The sequence below is a fragment of the Cellvibrio sp. genome (assembly GCF_053579595.1).
Map to the genome: position 1 here is coordinate 13,758 of NZ_JBRFPI010000005.1, position 19,149 is coordinate 32,906.

General features: G+C 45.1%; 21 protein-coding genes. 12 read left to right on the forward strand and 9 right to left on the reverse strand.

Annotation, left to right across the window (positions count from 1 at the left end):
• Positions 1-67 precede the first annotated feature (67 nt).
• The 8 genes from ACWA6V_RS00750 to ACWA6V_RS00785 form a co-directional block, all read right to left on the reverse strand.
• Positions 68-424: a DUF1304 domain-containing protein gene (locus tag ACWA6V_RS00750; protein ID WP_449520715.1), complete on the reverse strand. Its 357-nt coding sequence runs from the start codon at positions 422-424 to the stop codon at positions 68-70.
• Positions 425-535: 111 nt separating this feature from the next.
• The gene (locus tag ACWA6V_RS00755; protein WP_449520716.1) at positions 536-1,468 is read right to left on the reverse strand and encodes a DNA-3-methyladenine glycosylase 2; all 933 of its coding nucleotides are present in this window, start codon (positions 1,466-1,468) and stop codon (positions 536-538) included.
• 4 nt (positions 1,469-1,472) lie between these two features.
• Positions 1,473-2,438, reverse strand: coding sequence for a bifunctional transcriptional activator/DNA repair enzyme AdaA (locus ACWA6V_RS00760; RefSeq protein WP_449520717.1), 966 nt, complete (start codon positions 2,436-2,438; stop codon positions 1,473-1,475).
• A gap of 86 nt (positions 2,439-2,524) precedes the next feature.
• A complete protein-coding gene (gene lnt, locus ACWA6V_RS00765) occupies positions 2,525-4,078 on the reverse strand; it encodes an apolipoprotein N-acyltransferase (RefSeq protein ID WP_449520718.1) in 1,554 nt (517 codons plus the stop codon).
• A gap of 77 nt (positions 4,079-4,155) precedes the next feature.
• Entirely contained in the window at positions 4,156-5,031 is an 876-nt protein-coding gene (locus ACWA6V_RS00770; protein ID WP_310072452.1) for an HlyC/CorC family transporter, read from the reverse strand.
• A gap of 21 nt (positions 5,032-5,052) precedes the next feature.
• Positions 5,053-5,520: an rRNA maturation RNase YbeY gene (gene ybeY, locus ACWA6V_RS00775; protein WP_449520719.1), complete on the reverse strand. Its 468-nt coding sequence runs from the start codon at positions 5,518-5,520 to the stop codon at positions 5,053-5,055.
• 5 nt (positions 5,521-5,525) lie between these two features.
• The gene (locus ACWA6V_RS00780; RefSeq protein WP_449520720.1) at positions 5,526-6,587 is read right to left on the reverse strand and encodes a PhoH family protein; all 1,062 of its coding nucleotides are present in this window, start codon (positions 6,585-6,587) and stop codon (positions 5,526-5,528) included.
• A 218-nt stretch (positions 6,588-6,805) separates the two neighbouring features.
• Positions 6,806-7,480 carry a BON domain-containing protein gene (locus ACWA6V_RS00785; protein ID WP_449520721.1) on the reverse strand — a complete coding sequence of 225 codons (675 nt, stop codon included), beginning with the start codon at positions 7,478-7,480 and terminating at the stop codon, positions 6,806-6,808.
• Positions 7,481-7,830: 350 nt separating this feature from the next.
• Here ACWA6V_RS00785 and ACWA6V_RS00790 point away from each other — a divergent pair, with 350 nt between their 5' ends.
• The 10 genes from ACWA6V_RS00790 to ACWA6V_RS00835 all read left to right on the forward strand — a co-directional run bounded on the left by ACWA6V_RS00790 (position 7,831) and on the right by ACWA6V_RS00835 (position 16,563).
• Positions 7,831-8,925, forward strand: a complete 1,095-nt coding sequence (locus ACWA6V_RS00790; RefSeq protein WP_449520722.1) for an AI-2E family transporter — start codon at positions 7,831-7,833, stop codon at positions 8,923-8,925.
• Positions 8,926-9,200: 275 nt separating this feature from the next.
• Positions 9,201-9,362: a DUF1328 domain-containing protein gene (locus tag ACWA6V_RS00795; RefSeq protein ID WP_449520723.1), complete on the forward strand. Its 162-nt coding sequence runs from the start codon at positions 9,201-9,203 to the stop codon at positions 9,360-9,362.
• Between the two features lie 90 nt (positions 9,363-9,452).
• The gene (locus ACWA6V_RS00800; RefSeq protein WP_449520724.1) at positions 9,453-9,746 is read left to right on the forward strand and encodes a hypothetical protein; all 294 of its coding nucleotides are present in this window, start codon (positions 9,453-9,455) and stop codon (positions 9,744-9,746) included.
• An 11-nt stretch (positions 9,747-9,757) separates the two neighbouring features.
• Positions 9,758-10,276 (forward strand): hypothetical protein, encoded by a 519-nt coding sequence (locus ACWA6V_RS00805; protein WP_449520725.1) that lies wholly within the window; start codon positions 9,758-9,760, stop codon positions 10,274-10,276.
• A 319-nt stretch (positions 10,277-10,595) separates the two neighbouring features.
• Positions 10,596-11,921: a sigma-54-dependent transcriptional regulator gene (locus ACWA6V_RS00810; RefSeq protein WP_449520734.1), complete on the forward strand. Its 1,326-nt coding sequence runs from the start codon at positions 10,596-10,598 to the stop codon at positions 11,919-11,921.
• Between the two features lie 9 nt (positions 11,922-11,930).
• Positions 11,931-12,167, forward strand: a complete 237-nt coding sequence (locus ACWA6V_RS00815) for a histidine kinase dimerization/phospho-acceptor domain-containing protein (protein WP_449520726.1) — start codon at positions 11,931-11,933, stop codon at positions 12,165-12,167.
• Positions 12,164-13,693 carry a sensor histidine kinase gene (locus tag ACWA6V_RS00820; RefSeq protein ID WP_449520727.1) on the forward strand — a complete coding sequence of 510 codons (1,530 nt, stop codon included), beginning with the start codon at positions 12,164-12,166 and terminating at the stop codon, positions 13,691-13,693. Before ACWA6V_RS00815 ends, ACWA6V_RS00820 begins: the two co-directional genes overlap by 4 nt.
• Before the next feature lie 40 nt (positions 13,694-13,733).
• A complete protein-coding gene (locus ACWA6V_RS00825) occupies positions 13,734-14,177 on the forward strand; it encodes a response regulator (RefSeq protein ID WP_449520728.1) in 444 nt (147 codons plus the stop codon).
• Positions 14,178-14,202: 25 nt separating this feature from the next.
• Entirely contained in the window at positions 14,203-16,146 is a 1,944-nt protein-coding gene (locus ACWA6V_RS00830; RefSeq protein ID WP_449520729.1) for a response regulator, read from the forward strand.
• Positions 16,147-16,356: 210 nt separating this feature from the next.
• On the forward strand, positions 16,357-16,563 hold the full coding sequence (locus tag ACWA6V_RS00835) for a hypothetical protein (RefSeq protein ID WP_449520730.1): 207 nt from the start codon (positions 16,357-16,359) through the stop codon (positions 16,561-16,563).
• Between the two features lie 112 nt (positions 16,564-16,675).
• Here the strand turns inward: ACWA6V_RS00835 and miaB are convergent, their stop codons facing one another.
• Positions 16,676-18,049: a tRNA (N6-isopentenyl adenosine(37)-C2)-methylthiotransferase MiaB gene (gene miaB / locus ACWA6V_RS00840; RefSeq protein ID WP_449520731.1), complete on the reverse strand. Its 1,374-nt coding sequence runs from the start codon at positions 18,047-18,049 to the stop codon at positions 16,676-16,678.
• Positions 18,050-18,252: 203 nt separating this feature from the next.
• On the opposite strand from miaB, the gene ACWA6V_RS00845 reads away from it, so the two are divergent.
• A complete protein-coding gene (locus ACWA6V_RS00845; protein WP_449520732.1) occupies positions 18,253-18,675 on the forward strand; it encodes a hypothetical protein in 423 nt (140 codons plus the stop codon).
• Positions 18,676-18,771: 96 nt separating this feature from the next.
• Positions 18,772-19,101 (forward strand): DUF6172 family protein, encoded by a 330-nt coding sequence (locus tag ACWA6V_RS00850; RefSeq protein ID WP_449520733.1) that lies wholly within the window; start codon positions 18,772-18,774, stop codon positions 19,099-19,101.
• The last annotated feature ends 48 nt before the right edge of the window (positions 19,102-19,149 follow it).

Sequence of the window (19,149 nt, forward strand, 5' to 3'; positions counted from 1 at the left end):
ACGGGGTATCCAAAGGTAATAACGCCTGAATTTTAATAAGAGGGTTAAGCAGGGTACCCCTATTGCATCATGCGAACAATAACAATCCTAAACTCACTAATGCCGGAATTGTTTGAATATATAAAATCTTGCGTGCGGCGGTCGCTGCACCGTAGATGCCAGCAATTGCAATGCACACCAAAAAGAACACCTTAATCGATGTGCCTGCTTCTCCCAACCATAACCCCCAGAGTAAACCTGCCGCTAAAAATCCATTATATAAACCCTGGTTAGCCGCCAATACTTTGGTCATTGCCGCTTTTTCCGGTGTGTTGCGGAAGGCGCGCAGACCTGCCGGTTTTTCCCACAGGAACATTTCCAATATCAATATATAAATGTGCAAAAGTGCGATTAACAAAATGAGAATTTGAGTTGTCATGGTCATAGATTTATCCCTGAGTAAAGAAAGAGTTTTCTGGCGGAAAGTTTTTTTGCGTTGCCCTTGTAGCATGCCTTTTTTATGCATTAGCCTTAAGTAAAGTTTTTCAATAATATTTTAAAAACCTTCCGCTTTTTGCATCGCCCATAAATGTGCTGCAATCAGGGCGCGCCAAGGCGAAAACGCGGCTAGCCATGATTGGGTTGTTTTTTCATCAAGCTTTTCTGCCGTATTCAGCAAAAGTTGTAGATTGCGTCTCACGGCTGCATCGCCGTGAAGCGAGCCGTCCAACCACCCGAAACCACGTAGTAAAGCGTAATTGACTGTCCAGGGGCCTATACCGCGTACTTTAATCAGGGCATCGTAAATACGTTGTGCAGCCAGTGGTTTTCCTTGCAGGTAATCGTTTAGCCAATCCTCTAGTGGCAAATCGCCGTTATGGATATTCTTACTTAGTTCTATGACTGTTCGTGCTTTGCTAAGCGAAAACCCCAATGAGCGCAAATCGTCTTCTGTGAGAGCCGCAGTTTGTGTTGCACTCGGGTAGCACCAAATGCCTGATGAATGTTGCAAACCGGTATACAGGATGAATTTTCGGCGGACAGATACTGCAGCGCTAACGCTAATTTGTTGTCCAATAATTGCCCAGGTTAGTGCTTCAAAAGTTGTCGCTGCTTGCGGGACACGCAGGCCGGATTGCCGGGCAATCAAATACGTAAGCTGCGGATGATCTGCGACATAATTTTCAAAATCGCTAATCGTTTGGTTGAGGCCGAGCATATGGTGGGCATGTAGTTGTAAACGAGTGTGGTTTTTTTCGATATCCAGTTTTTTTCGCCCAGAATCTATATGCAGTTGTACTTCAACGTATTTTTTAACAAACCTGAAGGTGATACAGGCGGGCATAGCTTGCCACACAATCCCTTTTTGTAATTGCTGTTCATTGACGACTTCAGCGAGCATTTGTGCATCGCGCTGATGGAATAGTAAAAAGTCTGTTAGGCGAAAATTGCGTGGTAGTGCAATGCTGGTCTCGATGATAGTTGGCATAGATTTATGGTTTCGCTTGTTCTGCTTCCTGTTGCAGTAATTTTTGTTTTCGCTCAACGCCCCAGCGGTACCCCGATAGATTGCCGTCGCTGCGCACTACCCGGTGACAGGGAATAATGATTGCTATGGCATTGGCGGCACAAGCGCCTGCTACGGCACGCACTGCCTTGGGTGCACCTATTGCCTCGGCTATATCTGTGTAGCTGCGTGTTTCACCGGCGGGAATTTTTTGTAATGCTCGCCATACTTGCTGCTGAAACACTGTGCCGCGAATATCCAGAGGCAAATCAATTTTTAGTTTTGGTTGCTCGATCGCGCGAATGACTTGAATGACAGTTTTTAGAAGTGTTGAATCCCCTGGGATGAGTTCAGCAGTGGGGAAACGACACTGTAAATCGGCATGTAAAAGTTGTGGATCATCGCCTAATAAAATTGCACAAATACCTTTTTCGCTTTGTGCGACTAAAATAGTGCCGAGCGAACATGTCTCCAGAGCAAAATAAAGAGTCATTGCGGATTGCTTCCTGAGAATGAGAGCGTTGCGTTGAGTTTCGTGTTGATGGCGATGGGCTTTGGCGTACGCCTTGGGTGTTAAGCCAGTCGCAGCTTTAAATAAACGCTGCAAGTGATAACTGCTAATGCCGGCATATTCTGCAAGGTCGGCAAGGCTGGGTTCTTGTGCTGCTGAATCAATAAAGCGGCATAGATTAGTGATGCGCTGTGTTTGCAATGCGTCGCTGCCCAGGTGTTGTGGATGGCAGCGTTTGCATGCGCGAAAGCCCGCTGCTTCTGCTTGGGTGTGAATGTCGAAAAAGCGCACATTGTCAGGATTTGGGCGACGCGAAGGGCAGCCAGGGCGGCAGTAAATACCAGTGGTAATAACGGCATACACAAATTGGCCGTCAGCGCTGGTGTCGCCCAATAGAGGCCAGCGTGGATCTGCAGGTGTGTTGATAGTTATGGTGCTCATAGCATACTGGGGTGATGGTGTTAGCTTTACTCTAGCGATAAAACCGCCGCAAGACACCCCAAATATTGCTATTACATTCGAAATACTTATTGTGCTTCTTTGGGCACTGGGTCGCGCTTAAGCAATTGTGGCAAGCTAATGCATAACAATAGCAATGTCGCGAATATTACCAATGGACCGCTCCCGTACATCATAAAGGGGGTCCAGTCTTTTACCGCATAAATCACACCTGTGAAGGTTTGTGCTTTGAATGAATTGCTGCGGCTGAGGATTTTACCGTGGTTATCGATAATCGCACTGGGGCCATTGTTCGTGCTGTAAACCAGATAGCGGCCAGTTTCGAGAGCGCGCATTTGCGCCATTTGCATAAATTGTTTTGACTGGATTGAATCGAGAAACCAGCCGAGATTGTTTACGCTCAATAAAACTTGCGTCTCTTTGGCTGCTTGGGCGATTAAATCGGGGTAGACGATCTCGTAGCAAATTGCCGGTGTAATGCGCACACCTTTTGCGATTAAACCGTGCTGGTCTTGTGGTCCCAAATGGATAAACGAGGTCGGCAGATTAAAGAATTCAATCAGGCCGCGTAGTTGGTTCTCCAGTGGTACATATTCACCAAATGGAACCAAGCGACGTTTGTGATAAAAACCATAACCTTGGCCGAGCCCTGCAATTGAGTTGTAATATTTTTTCTTATCGCGGTCTTCATAGATGACACCGGTAAATAGTGCAGTGTCGTGTTCGGTAGCTTTGGTATTCATCTCTTCCAAAAAGGGCAGTGCATCGTGATAAGTCAGTGATGTCGGAATTGCTGCTTCGGGCCAAATTAGCCAATCATTTGTCCACAAATCTGTGCTGAGATCGCGTAACTGGTTGAGTGCGGTGATGGTGGTGTCCTGATTAAAACTGAGCTTGGTGCTTTGGTCGACATTGGGTTGTACCATGCCGATTTTTATGGGGGTTGGATCAGCTTCTGCCCAGGTAATATCTTTTAGAGTAATTCCCGCGATCCAAAAGGCTGCACAACAGGTGCTGGCAACAAGTAACGAGATCTTTTTTGTAGGCTCGGTTTTAATTTTCCATATCCATTCAGCAAATACGGCAGCAGTTAGTACCAGAATAAAACTCATACCCATCACGCCGGTGATTGGTGCCCATCCTGAGAGTGGTGTATTTAGGTGTGCATAGCCTAAAAACAGCCACGGAAAACCGGTTAAAAACCAGGTGCGCATCCATTCACCCAGCAGCCAGAAGGCGGGTAGGGCAATTATTAATCCAAGTGAGTGATGATTAAACCAGCGACCGAAAATATAAAAGGGCAGTATAAAAATAGCCGCCATAAAACAGGCAAAGATAAAAACAAGAAAACCGGCGAATAGCGGTGATGCTCCACCAAAGTTGTGGATACTCACATAAATCCAATGAATGCCCGCGCCGTAAAACCCCACTCCGAATGCAAAGCTGCGCCAGAGAATGGTTTTGAGTGATTGTTCTTTTAACAAAAGTGAAAAGGCGGCCAGGCTGATAAGCGTAATTGGCCAGAGGGTAAAAGGCGCAAAACTCAGGGTAATTAACGCACCGCTGAGCAGGGCAATCAATAACGCTAAAGGCTGCGGTAAATTCAGGATTTTATCGGGCATGGGTGTTATCTTTCATGTGTCCGGTTAAAAAAATCCCGCCGTATGGCGGGATTGTTATTAATGGTATTCGACGCGACTTAATCACTTAATATCGTCAGGCGCAGTAAATGAATTTGGCGGTTGTCGGCGTAAAGCACGCGGAATTGCATGTTGTCCATTTGCACAACTTCATTGCGCTTGGGCAAGTGACCGAATTCTTGCATAAGTATGCCACCGATGGTGTCAAAATCTTCATCGCTGAATTCCTTTCCAAAAAATTCATTGAAGTCTTCGATGGGCGTTAGCGCCTTGATGATGTAATCATTCTCACTGACGCGCTTGATGAAGTCAGTTGCTTCTTCCTGCTCATCTGTTTCGTCTTCAATTTCGCCGACGATTTCTTCGAGAATATCTTCAATGGTAAGCAAGCCAGTAATGCCACCGTATTCGTCCATCACCAAAGCCATGTGGTAGCGGTTTTCGCGGAATTCGCGCAGCAACACATTGACGCGCTTGCTTTCTGGGATAATAGTGGCGGGACGCAAAATGGTTTCAAGATTAAAATTGTCTGTGCCTTTTAGCGCGAGCGGCAATAAATCTTTTGCCAACAAAATGCCTTTTACATCATCAATATTCTCGCCGATTACCGGAAAGCGCGAGTGGCCTGATTCAATTAGTTGCGGTAAATATTCTTGTGGTGAATCTTCAATACGAATCGCTACTATGTGTGAGCGCGGCACCATGATTTCGCGCGCTTGCAGGGATGATACATCCAGCGCGCCCTCGATAATGCTTAAGGCTTCCTGATCCAACAATTGATTGTCGGCGGCATCTTTAATGATTTCCAATAGTTCATCGCGGGATTTTGGTTCCGCACTGAATGCATGGAGCAGTTTATCCAGCCATGATTTCTCATGCTTTTCGTGGCGCTCGTGTTTTTCGGTAGTGGTGCTACTCGGATGGTCGTCCGACATGATGTAAATTCCCAAGGTCTTTTATTCTTCAGTGATTTCTTGATAGGGGGCAGGATACCCTAAACCAGTTAAGATTTGGGTTTCCAGGGTTTCCATCGCTTCGGCCTCATCGTCATCAATGTGGTCGAAGCCGACTAAATGCAGGGTGCCATGGATCAGCATGTGCGCCCAATGTGCCTGCAACGTTTTGCCTTGCTCTTGCGCTTCCCGTTCCACCACCGGGGCGCAGACTACCAGATCGCCCAACAGTGGCACTCCAACTTCCTCTGCAATATCAGCGGGGAAGGAGAGTACGTTTGTTGGGTAATCTCTTCCCCGGTATTGCGCATTTAATTCCTGACTTTCGTCCTCATCGACGATATAAACACTGACCTCCGCCTCTTCAAGCTTTTGGCTTTGTAGGGCGACACTAATCCAGCGTTCCAGATCAGCCACCGCAGGGATTTGCTGGCTTTCGCTGTTACTTTCAATATCAATTTGATAGGCCATAGCGCTTAGTCTTGCTTCGGCTGCTGTTGCTCAAAGGCTTCGTACGCTTCTACGATGCGTTGAACAATCGGATGGCGGACCACATCTTTGGATGTGAAGTTAGTGAAACTAATGCCATTGACATTATCCAACACTTCAATTGCATGGCGCAGGCCGGAGGCCATGCCGCGTGGTAAGTCGATTTGGGTTGGGTCGCCAGTAATGACCGCCGTAGTGCCAAAGCCTATACGGGTCAGGAACATTTTCATCTGTTCGCGTGTGGTGTTTTGGCTTTCATCGAGAATAACAAAGGAGTTGTTCAGGGTGCGGCCGCGCATAAATGCTAGTGGTGCAACCTCAATAACCCCGCGCTCCATTAGTTTGCCGACGGTATCAAAACCCAGCATTTCGAACAGGGCGTCATAGAGTGGGCGTAAATAAGGGTCAACTTTCTGGGCGAGGTCGCCGGGTAGGAAGCCGAGCTTTTCGCCTGCTTCTACTGCCGGGCGTACCAGAAGAATACGTTCAATCTCATTCTTTAGCAGCGCTTCTACCGCGCAGGCAACGGCGAGATAGGTTTTACCAGTACCTGCCGGGCCTATACCAAAGTTGATATCGTGTTTTTGTACGGCACGCACATAGCGTTGTTGGTTCAAGCCGCGCGGTTTAATCGTGCATTTTTTGGTGCGGATGAGGGTAATGCTTCCTTCGTCGCTATTTAAGCTTTCAGTAGGTGCAGGTGATTCGCCGCTCAGCGCTTGTGCGTCGGCGTTATCGAGTTGTTCCATAAGTTGTTCAATACCAGAAGTTTGCAGTGCTAAATGCACTTCATCGGGGGTGAGTTCGTTTTGTTCGGTTACGAGGTAGAGGTTGCGCAGCAGCTCTGCGCCCGCACGAATTCTGGGTGAAGGGCCGGTCAATTCGAATTCACTACCACGATGGCGGATTTCTATCTCCAGGCGCTCTTCAATCTGGCGCAGATGTTGACCAAGAAGGCCGCAGAGATTGGCAAGGCGACGACTATCACTGGGTTCCAGCGTCAATGGCTGGGTGACTATTTCCGGGGGGGCGATAACCTGAGTGTTCAAAGTAATTGGTAAGCTCTTGTGACTCGATGAAAACCAAGACTAAACCATTCGGCGGGAGTGATAAAGCCTAAATTGCTGCTGAATCTGTGCTGAATGGCTCCCTAATTTGAATTTTTTTTTAAGTTGTTTTAGTAACTCTTTGTATTTGTTGTTATTTTTGATTTCAGATGACTGTAGATGAGGGGCGGCTGGCGCCCCGGTAATATTTGCTGTTGCAATCAAGATTTTACGAGCAAGTTATTCACTACACCTTTCACATCATTATGTTTGGCTGCTATAGCTTGCGCCAAAGCTTTTTCTTCCTGTGATTTTACTTTGCCTGACAATGTCACTTTGTCGTTAAGGGTATCTACATTAATGTCGAGACCTTTAATATTTTTGGATGCTAAAAGCTCAGTTTTAATCGCTGCAGTCGTGGAAACATCTGTCACATACTGTGCAAAACTACGACCCTTTACGGGAGTGGACTCCGTTACCTTGGCGGGTTTTTCAATCACCTTTATTTTGTTTGTCACCACGTCAATACCTTCAACACCCAATGCAATATTTTCAGCGAGCTCTCTGTCGATATTAGAATGCACTTCTCCTTCCAGTGTGGCTCTATCGCCATCCACTCGAATATCTATTTCAAATGGGTTGAGGTGTTTATTGAGGATCAGCGCAGTCTCCAACTTGCTTTCAATCCAGCCATCTTTGAATGCGGACTTACTATCCTGCCAGGTTTGTTCACTGTCTTGTTTAAATTCGGCCCAAAATTCGGCAGCTGATTTTTTTTCGGTGTAGGTGATGTTGGTTATGCTTGGCTCTTTGTTGGCGGCAGCTACTGACATGGAAGCACTCAGTGCGAATGCACTTAGTGGCATGGTAATCGAATAAAACAAAGTCGATTTCATGATGTTCTCCTTTTGCTAACAGTTTAAATCGGCCAATCGTTAAGGCAGTAAGTTAAAAAGTAGTTTACGCGTTCAACTTAAAGCGCGTGCAAAAAGTGATGCTGATTCTATGCCAATTATCTAAAATTAACCTGAAAACCCCTGTTTTTATTGATTTTTCTGTAGATTTTAATTATGGGTTTTTGTTTTAAAACAATATAAAAAATATAAAAAAATTTGAAAAAACTACAAATTTTTTAATTTTCCGAACACTTCACATTCTAATTAGATCATGATTTTTGAATGTATGTTGCATGTGGTATGAAAATGGCAGGAGTCTCCGACCACTGCAGTATATCGAGGACGGTCATATGAATAGCCCATTTATCATTCGTGAGCCTACTAGCAGAAAAGACGGTGTTATTGCGTTGGCACTGAATGTATTAGTTGTTATAGCAGTACTTTATACCCTGTATTTTTGCCGCACATTGATACTTCCCATATTCGTAGCAGGTTTTATAGCTTTATTTTCTAGCCCACTGGTTCGTTTTATTGCTGGTTGTAAAGTGCCACATGCCCTTGCCGCAGCATTGGTTGTGCTCCTTCTGATTGTGGGTATGGGGACTACCTTTATGATTCTTGTTGGGCCGGCAGGCCACTGGCTGGATAGTTTGCCAGCTTTGGGCGACAAACTTGCAGTCCAAATGAATGGATTCTCAGATAGGTTTAATCTGTTCACTGCACAGATATTGCCCGATGCAGAGGGGCAAAGTGGGGCGGTTGGTGATGCGCTGGAAACTATTTTCCTGTCGGCGTTCTCTGTGGTTGCAGGAACTACGGCAATATTTTTGATAGAAGTTACTGCAGTGTTTGTAATCACCTATTTTTTTCTCGTATATGGCGATAATTTAATGCGAAATTTGGTGCGTGCCCAATCATCTTTTGCTGAAAAAAAGAAAGCGGTTATTATTTTTCAAACTGTACGTGATGATATTTCCCGTTATGCATTGTTGATTTCCGTCATTAATATTGGTTTAGGGCTGGCGACAGCCTGCGTAATGGTGTTGTTGGGTGTAGACGATCCATTCCTCTGGGGGGCTTTAGCGGCCATCTTGAATTTTGCACCTTATATCGGCCCCTTGGTTTTATCGCTCATATTGACGGGAGTGGGTTTCATTGAATATGAAACCTGGGGTATGGCGCTCATGGTGCCTGGAAGCTTTCTGTTATTAAATTTTATTGAATCACAACTGATCACGCCGACGATATTGGGTCAACGTTTTAATATGAACCCCTTATTGGTAGTGTTGTGGATGTTTGTCTGGGGTTGGGTGTGGGGCGTAATCGGGCTGTTAATTGCGATTCCTCTGCTGGTTTGTTTTAAAATATTGTCTTCACACCTTGATTTAATTGGTTGCTGGATCAATGTGCTGGATGGCGATAACTGCTGCGAAAGAAGGGGGTAATACGATTTTTGTAGTGTAAGGTTTTCTGCCTTTTGTAACCTTTGCAATATTTATATTTTAATTTTTTTTTGATAAATTGATTTTAAGCATAATTACTATCTATACACCATCATCAGTATTGTCGATCATGCTATTAAGTGCATGAACCCTCTGGTTTTATCTCTTTTTTATCTTAATTGTTTATTTCAAAGAACAATATGTGTTTTCTGCCAATAGATAGCAACTTGGCACGTTCATTGTAAGTAACAATGCGAATGCTAAAAAAGGAGAATCACATGCTTTATTATTCGTTGGTATTTTTTATCGTTGCCATTATTGCCGGTCTTCTCGGTTTTGGTGGCATTGCTGGTGCGGCATCCGGAATAGCACAAATATTATTTTTTGTGTTTTTGGTGCTTTTTGTATTGTCGCTGATTTTCGGTCGTCGTCGTCTTTAAACATTAATATCACCATGTTGCTAGCGTAAGTCTTAGTAATTTACCCAATCCTTAATGTGTTTCATTAAATAATCTGAGAGGTAATATCCCATGGTTACTCAAGCTTCAGTAAAAAGTAATGAGAATGGTAAATTGGACGATATCTCTATGTCAGAAGCTATTGCGCAATTTAAAGAAGCAACTTCCAGTATTTATGACGCTGTTGGTTCTATTGGCAGTGCGACTGCTGCTAACGCAAAAATTCACCTTCAGGAAGGTAAAGCACGCGCCTTGGAGTTGGAAGAAAAGGCTGAAGAAGTTGTTAGGGCTAAACCCCTGGTGACTGTGGGTGTCGCTTTTGCGGCGGGTTGGTTAGTGTCTTATTTATTGCAACGTCGCCACTGAGTTGTCAGCTCATGAATAGCCATAATCATGAAAAAAATTCCCCTGATGTTAAAAATCCTCAGGGGAATTTTTTAGGCGATAAATGTTCAGGAGAAAGTGTGGCGGGAAATAATGCGTCGCCACACTCTTCTGCCAGTTGGGCATCCGATGTAGCGCAAACCCTGCAGCTCGGAGAGGAATTGGTAGGCTTTATTGGTGGTGTTGTCGATTTGGCTAGGGTAGAGGCTTTACTTGCTATTCGTACTTTCCCTAAGTTAATCATGTTGTGGTTATTAATGATGCCCGTTATGTTATTGACGTGGTGTGCTTTTTCTACACTTATGGCGTGGTCGGTATTTGCAGCAAGTGGGCAGGTCGGTTTGGGTATGCTGACGTTTTTTTTGCTTCAGGTATTGTTGTTACTAGTCTGTCGTTTGTTGTTTGTAAAATATCGCACACGAATGACCCTGCCCTGTACGCGCTTGCAAATTGATTGTTTTGTACGGAGTATGCAAGATGGAATTAATGGCAGAGATAAAGCAAAAGAATGACCAGCTATTGTTGCAAAATGCAGTGTTGCAGCAATGTTGGTGTGCAAGAATCAACACGTCTAAATTCAGTTCTTTTCTGATTACGTTTGCAATAGCTCCTTTTATTGCTGGAGTCGTTACGCAACTCGGATTGGGGGCTAACAGCCATATGTCGCATCAGCTATATCGTGTTGCTTTGTCTGGTTTGAGATTTTGGTCACCGCGCTTAATTGTCACTAAAAAGTGAATTGCATCGCTAAGTTAGTTATAGCTGCTGCTTTCTTCTCTCTGACTGATGCTAGAATAAGCCTCGAAGCTAGCTAACAAGAGGAGTTTGATTGTGGCTGATGTCTTACTGGTTGACGACGATAAACGTTTTCTGGATGCAACTGTGCAACTACTGGGTTTATTGGGGCATAGTGTCACTGCTGCAGATTCTGTTGCGGAGGCGCGGGAGTTGATCAGCAAAAATGTCTATACACATATGATTCTGGATTTAATCCTGCCCGACGGTAGTGGGTTGCATTTGCTGGAAGCCTTGCCCACCCCGAATACCACAAAAATTACGCTTATTACCGGTCACCCTTCTATTAAATCTATTGTAAAAAATTTATACGGGTCAAATATAAGTTACCTCATCAAGCCCATAGATTTACAACAACTAGAATCACTCTTTGAAGAAAAAAAGCTGGCTATTGCCAAATCCGAGCCTTCAATCAAAATACATTTTGGTTATTTGGTTGGTGAGTCTGCAGCCATGCGTCATCTATATGAAATGATTGAGCGGGTGGCAGCAACCAAAGCCAATGTTATGTTGTTGGGGGAGAGCGGTGTAGGAAAGGAAATGGTGGCGGCAGCGATTCATTATGCTAGCCAAGTAGAGGGGGATTATGTTGCGGCCAACTGTGGCGCTTTTTCACGTGAGTTGATCAATAGCGAATTATTTGGTCATGAAAAGGGGGCTTTTACCGGTGCAACCCATCGAAAAATTGGCGTATTTGAACAGGCAAATAAGGGAACTTTATTTCTAGATGAAATTACGGAAATGCCAATTGATCTTCAACCTAATTTATTACGTGTATTAGAAACTCAGAAAGTGACTCGCTTGGGCGCCACAACGAGTGTTGATATTGAGGGTAGGGTTGTTTCCGCAACTAATCGTACCGAACAAGATATGGCCGTGCAGGGTTGCTTGAGAGAGGATTTATATTTTCGTTTGGCGGTGTTTCCCATTCATATTCCACCCCTGCGCGCACGCAAGGAAGATATCCCATTATTGGTCCAGCATTTTTTGGCTGGATTTAATCAGGAATATGATGGCGCAATAGGTATTAATGACGAATCGATGAAACGATTGATTGATTATGATTGGCCGGGCAATGTACGCGAACTGCGCCATGCTATTCATCGCGCTTACATTATGGCTGATCAAAAACAAAAAGTATTGGTTTTGCCTGAAAATCTTACATCACCTTTTTCGAAAGTTGTTCATCAGTCGCAAGCGGGTATTCGTGTTGGGAAAACAGTTGAAGAGGTTGAACGAGAGCTTATAGAGTCTACTCTGGAGCATTTTGATGGCGATAAAAAGCAGGCTGCCGATATTCTTGGTATCAGTTTAAAAACACTCTATAACCGATTAAATAGTTATGGCAATGTTGAGTTATAGGAGTTGGATATGGACGGCGAAAAAAATCGATTTGTGCATGACTTGCGCAACCCTCTTAATACCATTTCAATTAATGCGGAGCTGGGTAAGTTAACCCTGGAGCGTACTGGGGATATACGTAAAGCAATCAGTATATTTGAGACTATTTTGGCGGAGTGCCAGCAGTGTAGCCAAGTGCTTGAAACACTGCACAATACCCGGTTTACTCGAGCGCTCGATAGTAATAGCGAGGGTGGGGATAAGTGAGTAGTGACTCATTAATCATTAACAATCCTTTCAATAAATATATTATCAATAAGCTGCCTAGCTCTGTGTGGGTAATGGCGCTTTCTGCTGCCATTACCTTTTTTGCTGTTAGTGCTGTACTTGCCTATCGTTCGATTGATGTAATTACTGAAAATAACATCAGCATCAACAACACCTTGCAAACAATTAATTTTATTAAAGATTTAAATAGGGAGCTTGCGGCAGCTGAATCTAGTCAGAGAGGTTACTTGCTCACTGAAGATGCCGATTATCTTCAGCCCTATCACCAAACATTAGTTGTGGTCGATGATTTGTTAAATCGATTAGGTGAATCCACAACCCAGTTACCGCAACAAAAAAATCGTTTCGAGCTTCTCCACAACTATGTAAGAAAAAAAATTGATGAAATGCAACGGATTGTGGCATTGACCGATAGGGATGAAATTCGAGCGGCAATACGTCAGGTTAAAACCGATGAAGGTATTGAATTGATGCGTGCTATTTCACAGTTATTGGGTGAAATGGAAAATGAAGAGTTTACCTTGCTGGAAAAGAACAAAGTGGTCGCGGCAGAGAATAAGCAATTTATTCTCATGGCGTTGTTGCTGGCGAATGGTATTGGGTTGATTTTATCGTTAGGTGTTTTTTATACGTTGTACCGTAATTCTAATAAAGTAGCTGAATTGAATTCAGCTCTCGCGCTCGCTAATGCCGAACTGGAAGAAAAGGTTGGTGTGCGCACCCAGGCGTTACTGCAATATTCCGAGGAATTGCAGCGCAGTAACCGGGAGTTGGAAGAGTTTGCCTTTGTTGCCTCCCATGACTTACAAGAGCCCTTGCGTAAAATCCGTGCCTTTGGTGATCGATTGCAACAAAAATTTTCAGGTCAGTTAGGTGAGACAGGTTCAAACTATGTTGTGCGTATGCAGGCTGCGTCTGAACGTATGTCAGCGTTAATTGATGATCTATTAAGTTTTTCACGCGTGACCACAAAACAGCGGCCATTTGTTAGGGTCGATTTAAATGAAGTCATGTATAGGGTGATGGATGATCTTGATTATGCGATTGAAGAAACCAATGCCCAATTACATATAGATCCTATGCCAACAATTGATGCCGATGCATCGCAAATGGCGCAAGTGTTTATGAATCTGGTCGCCAATAGTTTGAAGTTTCATTCGCCTGATGCGCGCCCTATTATTGCCATCACCTGCGAAAGTAACCTGGCATCACCTATAGCGGATGATAAGCGTCACTGGTGCTGTTTACGCTTCGCCGATCAAGGTATCGGATTTGAGGCACAATATGCTGAGCGGGTATTTAGCTTATTCCAGCGTTTGCACGGACGCGATGAGTATTCCGGTACTGGTATAGGTTTGGCTTTATGTCGAAAAATTATTGAACGCCACGGCGGTACAATTACAGCGCAGAGTGAACCCGGTGAAGGTGCAATATTTACAATCTCTCTACCTATGACACAAATGGTGATAGAGCCTTTAATCGATTTGCTTGCGGATGCTCCATAGCAGTGAGATGTCGCTATTTTAGCAAACTAAGGATGTACCTATGAATGTTCCCAAAAAAACCTTAATCATTTTAATGGCGGATGATGATGCTGATGATCGTTTGTTAGCACAAGAAGCTATGCATGAAAGCCGTGTGCTCAATGAATTGCATTTTGTTGAGGATGGCGTGCAATTGTTAAGCTATTTGCGCGGTGATGATGATTTTAGTGATCGCGCCTTATACCCAATGCCAGGTTTGATCTTATTGGATTTAAACATGCCAAAAATGGATGGCCGTGAAGCGCTGGCAGAAATTAAAGCTGACCCTAGATTGCGTCGTATCCCGGTTGTGATTTTAACAACATCAAAAGCGGAGGAGGATATGGTGAAAGGCTACGATCTTGGTGCTGCATCTTATATCACCAAACCCGTTACCTTTGATGCATTGGTTGAATTGATGCGCACTTTGGGAAAATATTGGGTAGAGTTTGTGGAGCTGCCGTAACTATCAAGGAGGCAAAAAAGCCAACATGCATCATGTAAAGCTACTAATTATCGATGATGATGAAGACGATTTCATACTCGTTAAGGATTTACTCGAGGATATTAGCCAAACCTGCATCCTGGATTGGGCCCCGACCTATGAGGAGGGGCAGCGATTATTAGCAGAGGATAGGCACGACCTGTGTTTAATGGATTATAAACTCGGCGCACGTGACGGAATCGAATTGTTAAAGTTTTCCAATGAAGTAGGTTTTTCTGGCCCGGTTATCTTGCTTACGGGTATGCATCAGGTTGAGGTGGATCGTCAGGCGTTACAGGCAGGTGCTGTTGATTATTTAGTAAAGTCCAAACTCAGTGCCGAACAACTGGCGCGTGCAATCCGTTATGCATTGGCGCGCCGTGAAGTTGAGCGTGAACGAGTGGAGCGGTTAAAGGCAGAAGCTGAAAACCGTTCAAAAAGTGAATTCCTTGCCCATCTCAGCCATGAATTGCGTACACCACTCTCTGCCATTTTAGGATTTACTGAATTATTACTGAATAAAAGTAATGATTCAGAAAGCTCTGCGCATTTGCGTGTCGTGCATCGTAATGGCAAACACTTACTTGGATTACTCAATGATATTTTGGATCTCTCCAAAATTGAGGCGGGTAAGTTGGAGCTGGAAAAGCAACCCATTTCGCTTTCAGCATTTCTCACTGATATTTATTTTTTGATGCAGGGTGCTGCAGCTGACAAAAATCTGCAGTTGCGCATAGAAGCACCGCAGCCATTACCCATTGTTATTTATAGCGATCAAATGCGTTTGCGACAAATTTTGTTAAATCTGATGGGCAATGCGATTAAATTCACCCGTGAAGGTGAAGTCTTGTTAAAGATTGATTGGCTTGAGGAGAATGGGAATAATAAAATCTGTTTTTGTGTAAAAGATTCCGGAATCGGGATTTGTGCTGAGACTCTTAAAGTTATTTTTGAGCCCTTCGTGCAATCAAAAAATGCACAAGTTCATCCACGTGCGGGCACCGGGCTGGGGTTGACGATTAGTAAACAGTTAGTGGAACGCTTGGGAGGTAGTATTCAGGTCCGCAGTGAAGTTGGCGTCGGGAGTGAATTCAGTTTTACCTTGGAGTTGGACCATCTTGAATGTGTAGAAACCGAAATTCTCGCGTTAAATTTTGATAAGCCGGAAGAGCTTCACGTACAGATACCACAATTTGCTGGCCGCGTACTAGTAGCGGATGATTTGCGCGATATACGTACTCTGATCGGGCAATTTGTTCAACTTACCGGCGCGGAAGTGGTTTATGCCACCGATGGCGCGGATGTTATCCGTATCGTTAATTCCGATAACCTTGCCGATAAAACGTTTGATTTGATTTTGATGGATATCCATATGCCGGTTATGGATGGGCATCAGGCTGCGCAGCAATTGCGCTATCAGGGTTTTACGCGGCCGCTGGTGGCACTGACCGCAGCACATATGAAGGGTGATATGGATCGGTGTTTTGAATCGGGTTTCACTGCGTATTTAAGTAAGCCACTTGATCAAACCCGGCTTTATAATTGTTTATCTCGATTTCTGTCTCCGGCAAAGAGTGGGCCCGCAAAGAATGATCTGGTAATACCACCACAACAAAAATCCATTTTAGTCGTGGAAGATAATGCTGATGCGTTAGCAGCAATGGAGGGGTTATTAACCCTTATGGGTTGGCAAGTATTTAGCACCCAGTATGCTACTGCAGCCTTGGCAGCAATTGAGCAACACAACCCGGATGCGGTGCTGATCGATTTGAACTTACCTGATATGAATGGTTATGACTGTGCGGCGCAAATTCATAAGTTAAACCCTCAACTGCGCATTATCATTGCCAGCGGAGAAGCAGTTAATCCTCAACGGGCTGCAGATGTGGGTGTTACGGCGAGCCTATTAAAACCGGTATCGCTTGCGCAGCTTGAGGCTATATTGGCCTGAGTAATGAGAGTGAATTGTTTTTTTAGTGGATTGCTAGGTAATTTGGTAGTTCTATTGAGATTTTGTAAAACATACAAAATTAAAATGTCCTTCTGATTCTATTTACACCTCCTTTACCTGTAATGTCCCCTCCAACTCTGTGTTTTGCAGGATTGGCACGTATTACGCTACGTGTTCTGTGTCGATACAATCACTGCATAAGGAGTTTTTATGAATTTACTACAACGTGAATATATCATCGCTTTATTAGCTGAGCCCTTGGCTGCATGTGACTCCAACGACGGGTCAGCAGAAAAGTTGGGTGAGAATGTTGATAAAGCGCTTGATGAGACCCGCGATACCTTGGATGACGCCGCGGATGAAATCAAGGACGGTGTTGAGGATGCCTGTGAAGAGGCATCCGACAAGAACTGCTAGGTTTTAACTGTCGATAGTTTTACCTGCAGTCTTGGCAAATAAAAATCCCCGTGTTGGTATTACCAACACGGGGATTTTTTTTTGTATATTTCTGTGCATTTTTTCTAATTAATTATTTAACCCAATCCGCATCCAATTCTGAACTTACCAAGGTTCCGCGCAATGAATTAGTCAGCGCTTCTTCAATAAGAATATCAGCAAATTTACCAATCAAATCGGCATTGTCGCTGCGGAAGTTCGCCACCCGATTATTTTCAGTGCGGCCGCAAAGTTGCCCAGGATCTTTTTTGGAATAACCGGTCACCAGAATGCGCTCGGTATTGCCCACCATGCGGCGGCTGATCGCGAGGGCTTGCTGGATCAATCGATCTTGCAAAATAGCAAGGCGATGTTTTTTAACTTCTTCCGGCGTGTCATCTGGAAAATCGGCAGCGGGAGTTCCCGGGCGGGCGCTGTAAATAAAACTGTATGACGTATCAAAATCCATATCCTGGATCAGCTTCATAGTTGCTTCAAAATCGGCATCCGTTTCACCGGGGAAGCCGATAATAAAATCCGAAGAGAAACTGATATTAGGGCGATTCTTTTTGATGCGGCGCAATTTGGATTTGTATTCCAGCGCGGTGTGGCCGCGCTTCATTGCCATCAATATACGGTCAGAGCCGCTCTGCACCGGCAAGTGAAGGTGGCTTACCAATTCGGGAACCTGGTTGTACACCTCAATCAGCGCATCGCTGAATTCCACCGGGTGCGATGTCGTGAAACGGATGCGATCGATACCATCGATCGCAGCAACGTAGGTAATCAATTCCGCCAAATCAATCTGGGTTCCGTCTGCTGTATCGCCGCGATAGGCATTCACGTTTTGGCCAAGCAGGTTCACTTCGCGTACACCTTGTTTTGCCAGGTGCATGATTTCAGTCATGACATCTGCCACCGGGCGGCTGACTTCTTCACCGCGGGTGTAGGGTACTACGCAGAAAGTGCAGTATTTGGAGCAGCCTTCCATGATTGATACAAAGGCGCTGACGCCATCGGCATCGGGTTGTGGCAAGCGGTCAAATTTTTCAATTTCTGGAAAGCTGACATCGACCACGACTACGCCGTTGTTTTTCTTGGTTTCCATCATTTCCGGCAGGCGATGCAGGGTTTGTGGGCCAAAAATCAAATCCACATAGGGCGCGCGTTTAGCGATAGCAGCACCTTCCTGGCTGGCAACACAACCGCCGACACCAATTACCAGGTCCGGGTTCTTTTTCTTGAGTTTTTTCCAGCGGCCGAGCTCATGGAACAAGCGTTCCTGCGCTTTTTCACGGATGGAGCAGGTATTGATGAGGATGACATCAGCATCCTCCGGGTCTTCGGTGGGCACCATGTTGTGCGATTCACCCAACAAATCCTTCATGCGCGATGAATCGTATTCATTCATCTGGCAGCCATGGGTTTTGATATAGAGCTTTTTGCTGGGCACTTCAGTGGTGGACATCGAACGACTACCTGCTTGGAATTACGCTGGGTGATGCGCGCTGCCGAATCGCGGTTAGATAAACCGTTGATCGAAAAACGCGCAGAAAAAGAAGGCGCGCATTATAGCCATCTTATGGGGTAAAGCCTATAGAAAAGGCCTTGGCATTCGGCGATCGATGAATTAGCCTGCGGCGGCTTTTATCCTCAATGAGCCAATAATCCATGAATGCCATACTCGACCAAATCGCCGATGCCTATGTACCGCTGCTATTAGCCATTGCATTGGGTGTCGCAACCGTTAAATGGATGAACGGCCAGCGCTGGTTTTGGTTGCGTTTAGTGGCGTCAGCACTGCTGGTGTATGGGTTGATGTTGGCCGATAACCGCTGGCATTGGTGGTCTACCATGGGGTTGGATTACTCAACCCACACGGCTGCGGCTCTGTCTTTGGCGGTCTTTATCGGTGTCGAATTGCGTATTCGCTTAGTGTGGATTCTGCTGGGCACGAGCCTGTTGGCCTACGGTGAGCTGATGTTTTATCTTGGCTACCACACCTGGCGGGATATGGGCGCAACTGCCGCTGTGATTGGTGCAGGGCTCTGGTTGATTTATCGGGCGCCGCTTGGACGGCTTGGCCATCGCTGATAGAGCCAGCGCAGGTTAGGGCGCCCGTGTTACTATGCGCGCCCGCGATCCAGCCTGGTTATGGCTGTTCCCGATTCAAATTCTTATAGGTAAACCATGAAAAAGACGTTCAAACTCCATGTCGAAGGCAAAAATAGTGACCGCGTATTGGAGGCCATCAAGCACGAAGTGCGCAAATACGTAAAACGCGAACGCCGCAAAACCCTGCCAAAAGGTGTCGATTACTGGGCATTCGATTGCAAATTCGGCGTGACGGCGGATGTCGCAGAAGTCGTGCGTTTGGGTGAACTCACCAAAAAGATGGATGAAGTTGCGGTTGCTGGTGGCGATAGTTTTTACGTTGAGATTTTAGCTGCGCACCGTATTCGCAAACCGCGTGAAGCAGGCGATGACAGTATTGATGATGACGAAGATCTGAACGATTAATCGCTCAGGTCAGATGTAAAAAAGCCGCCTCCGGAACCCCGGAGGCGG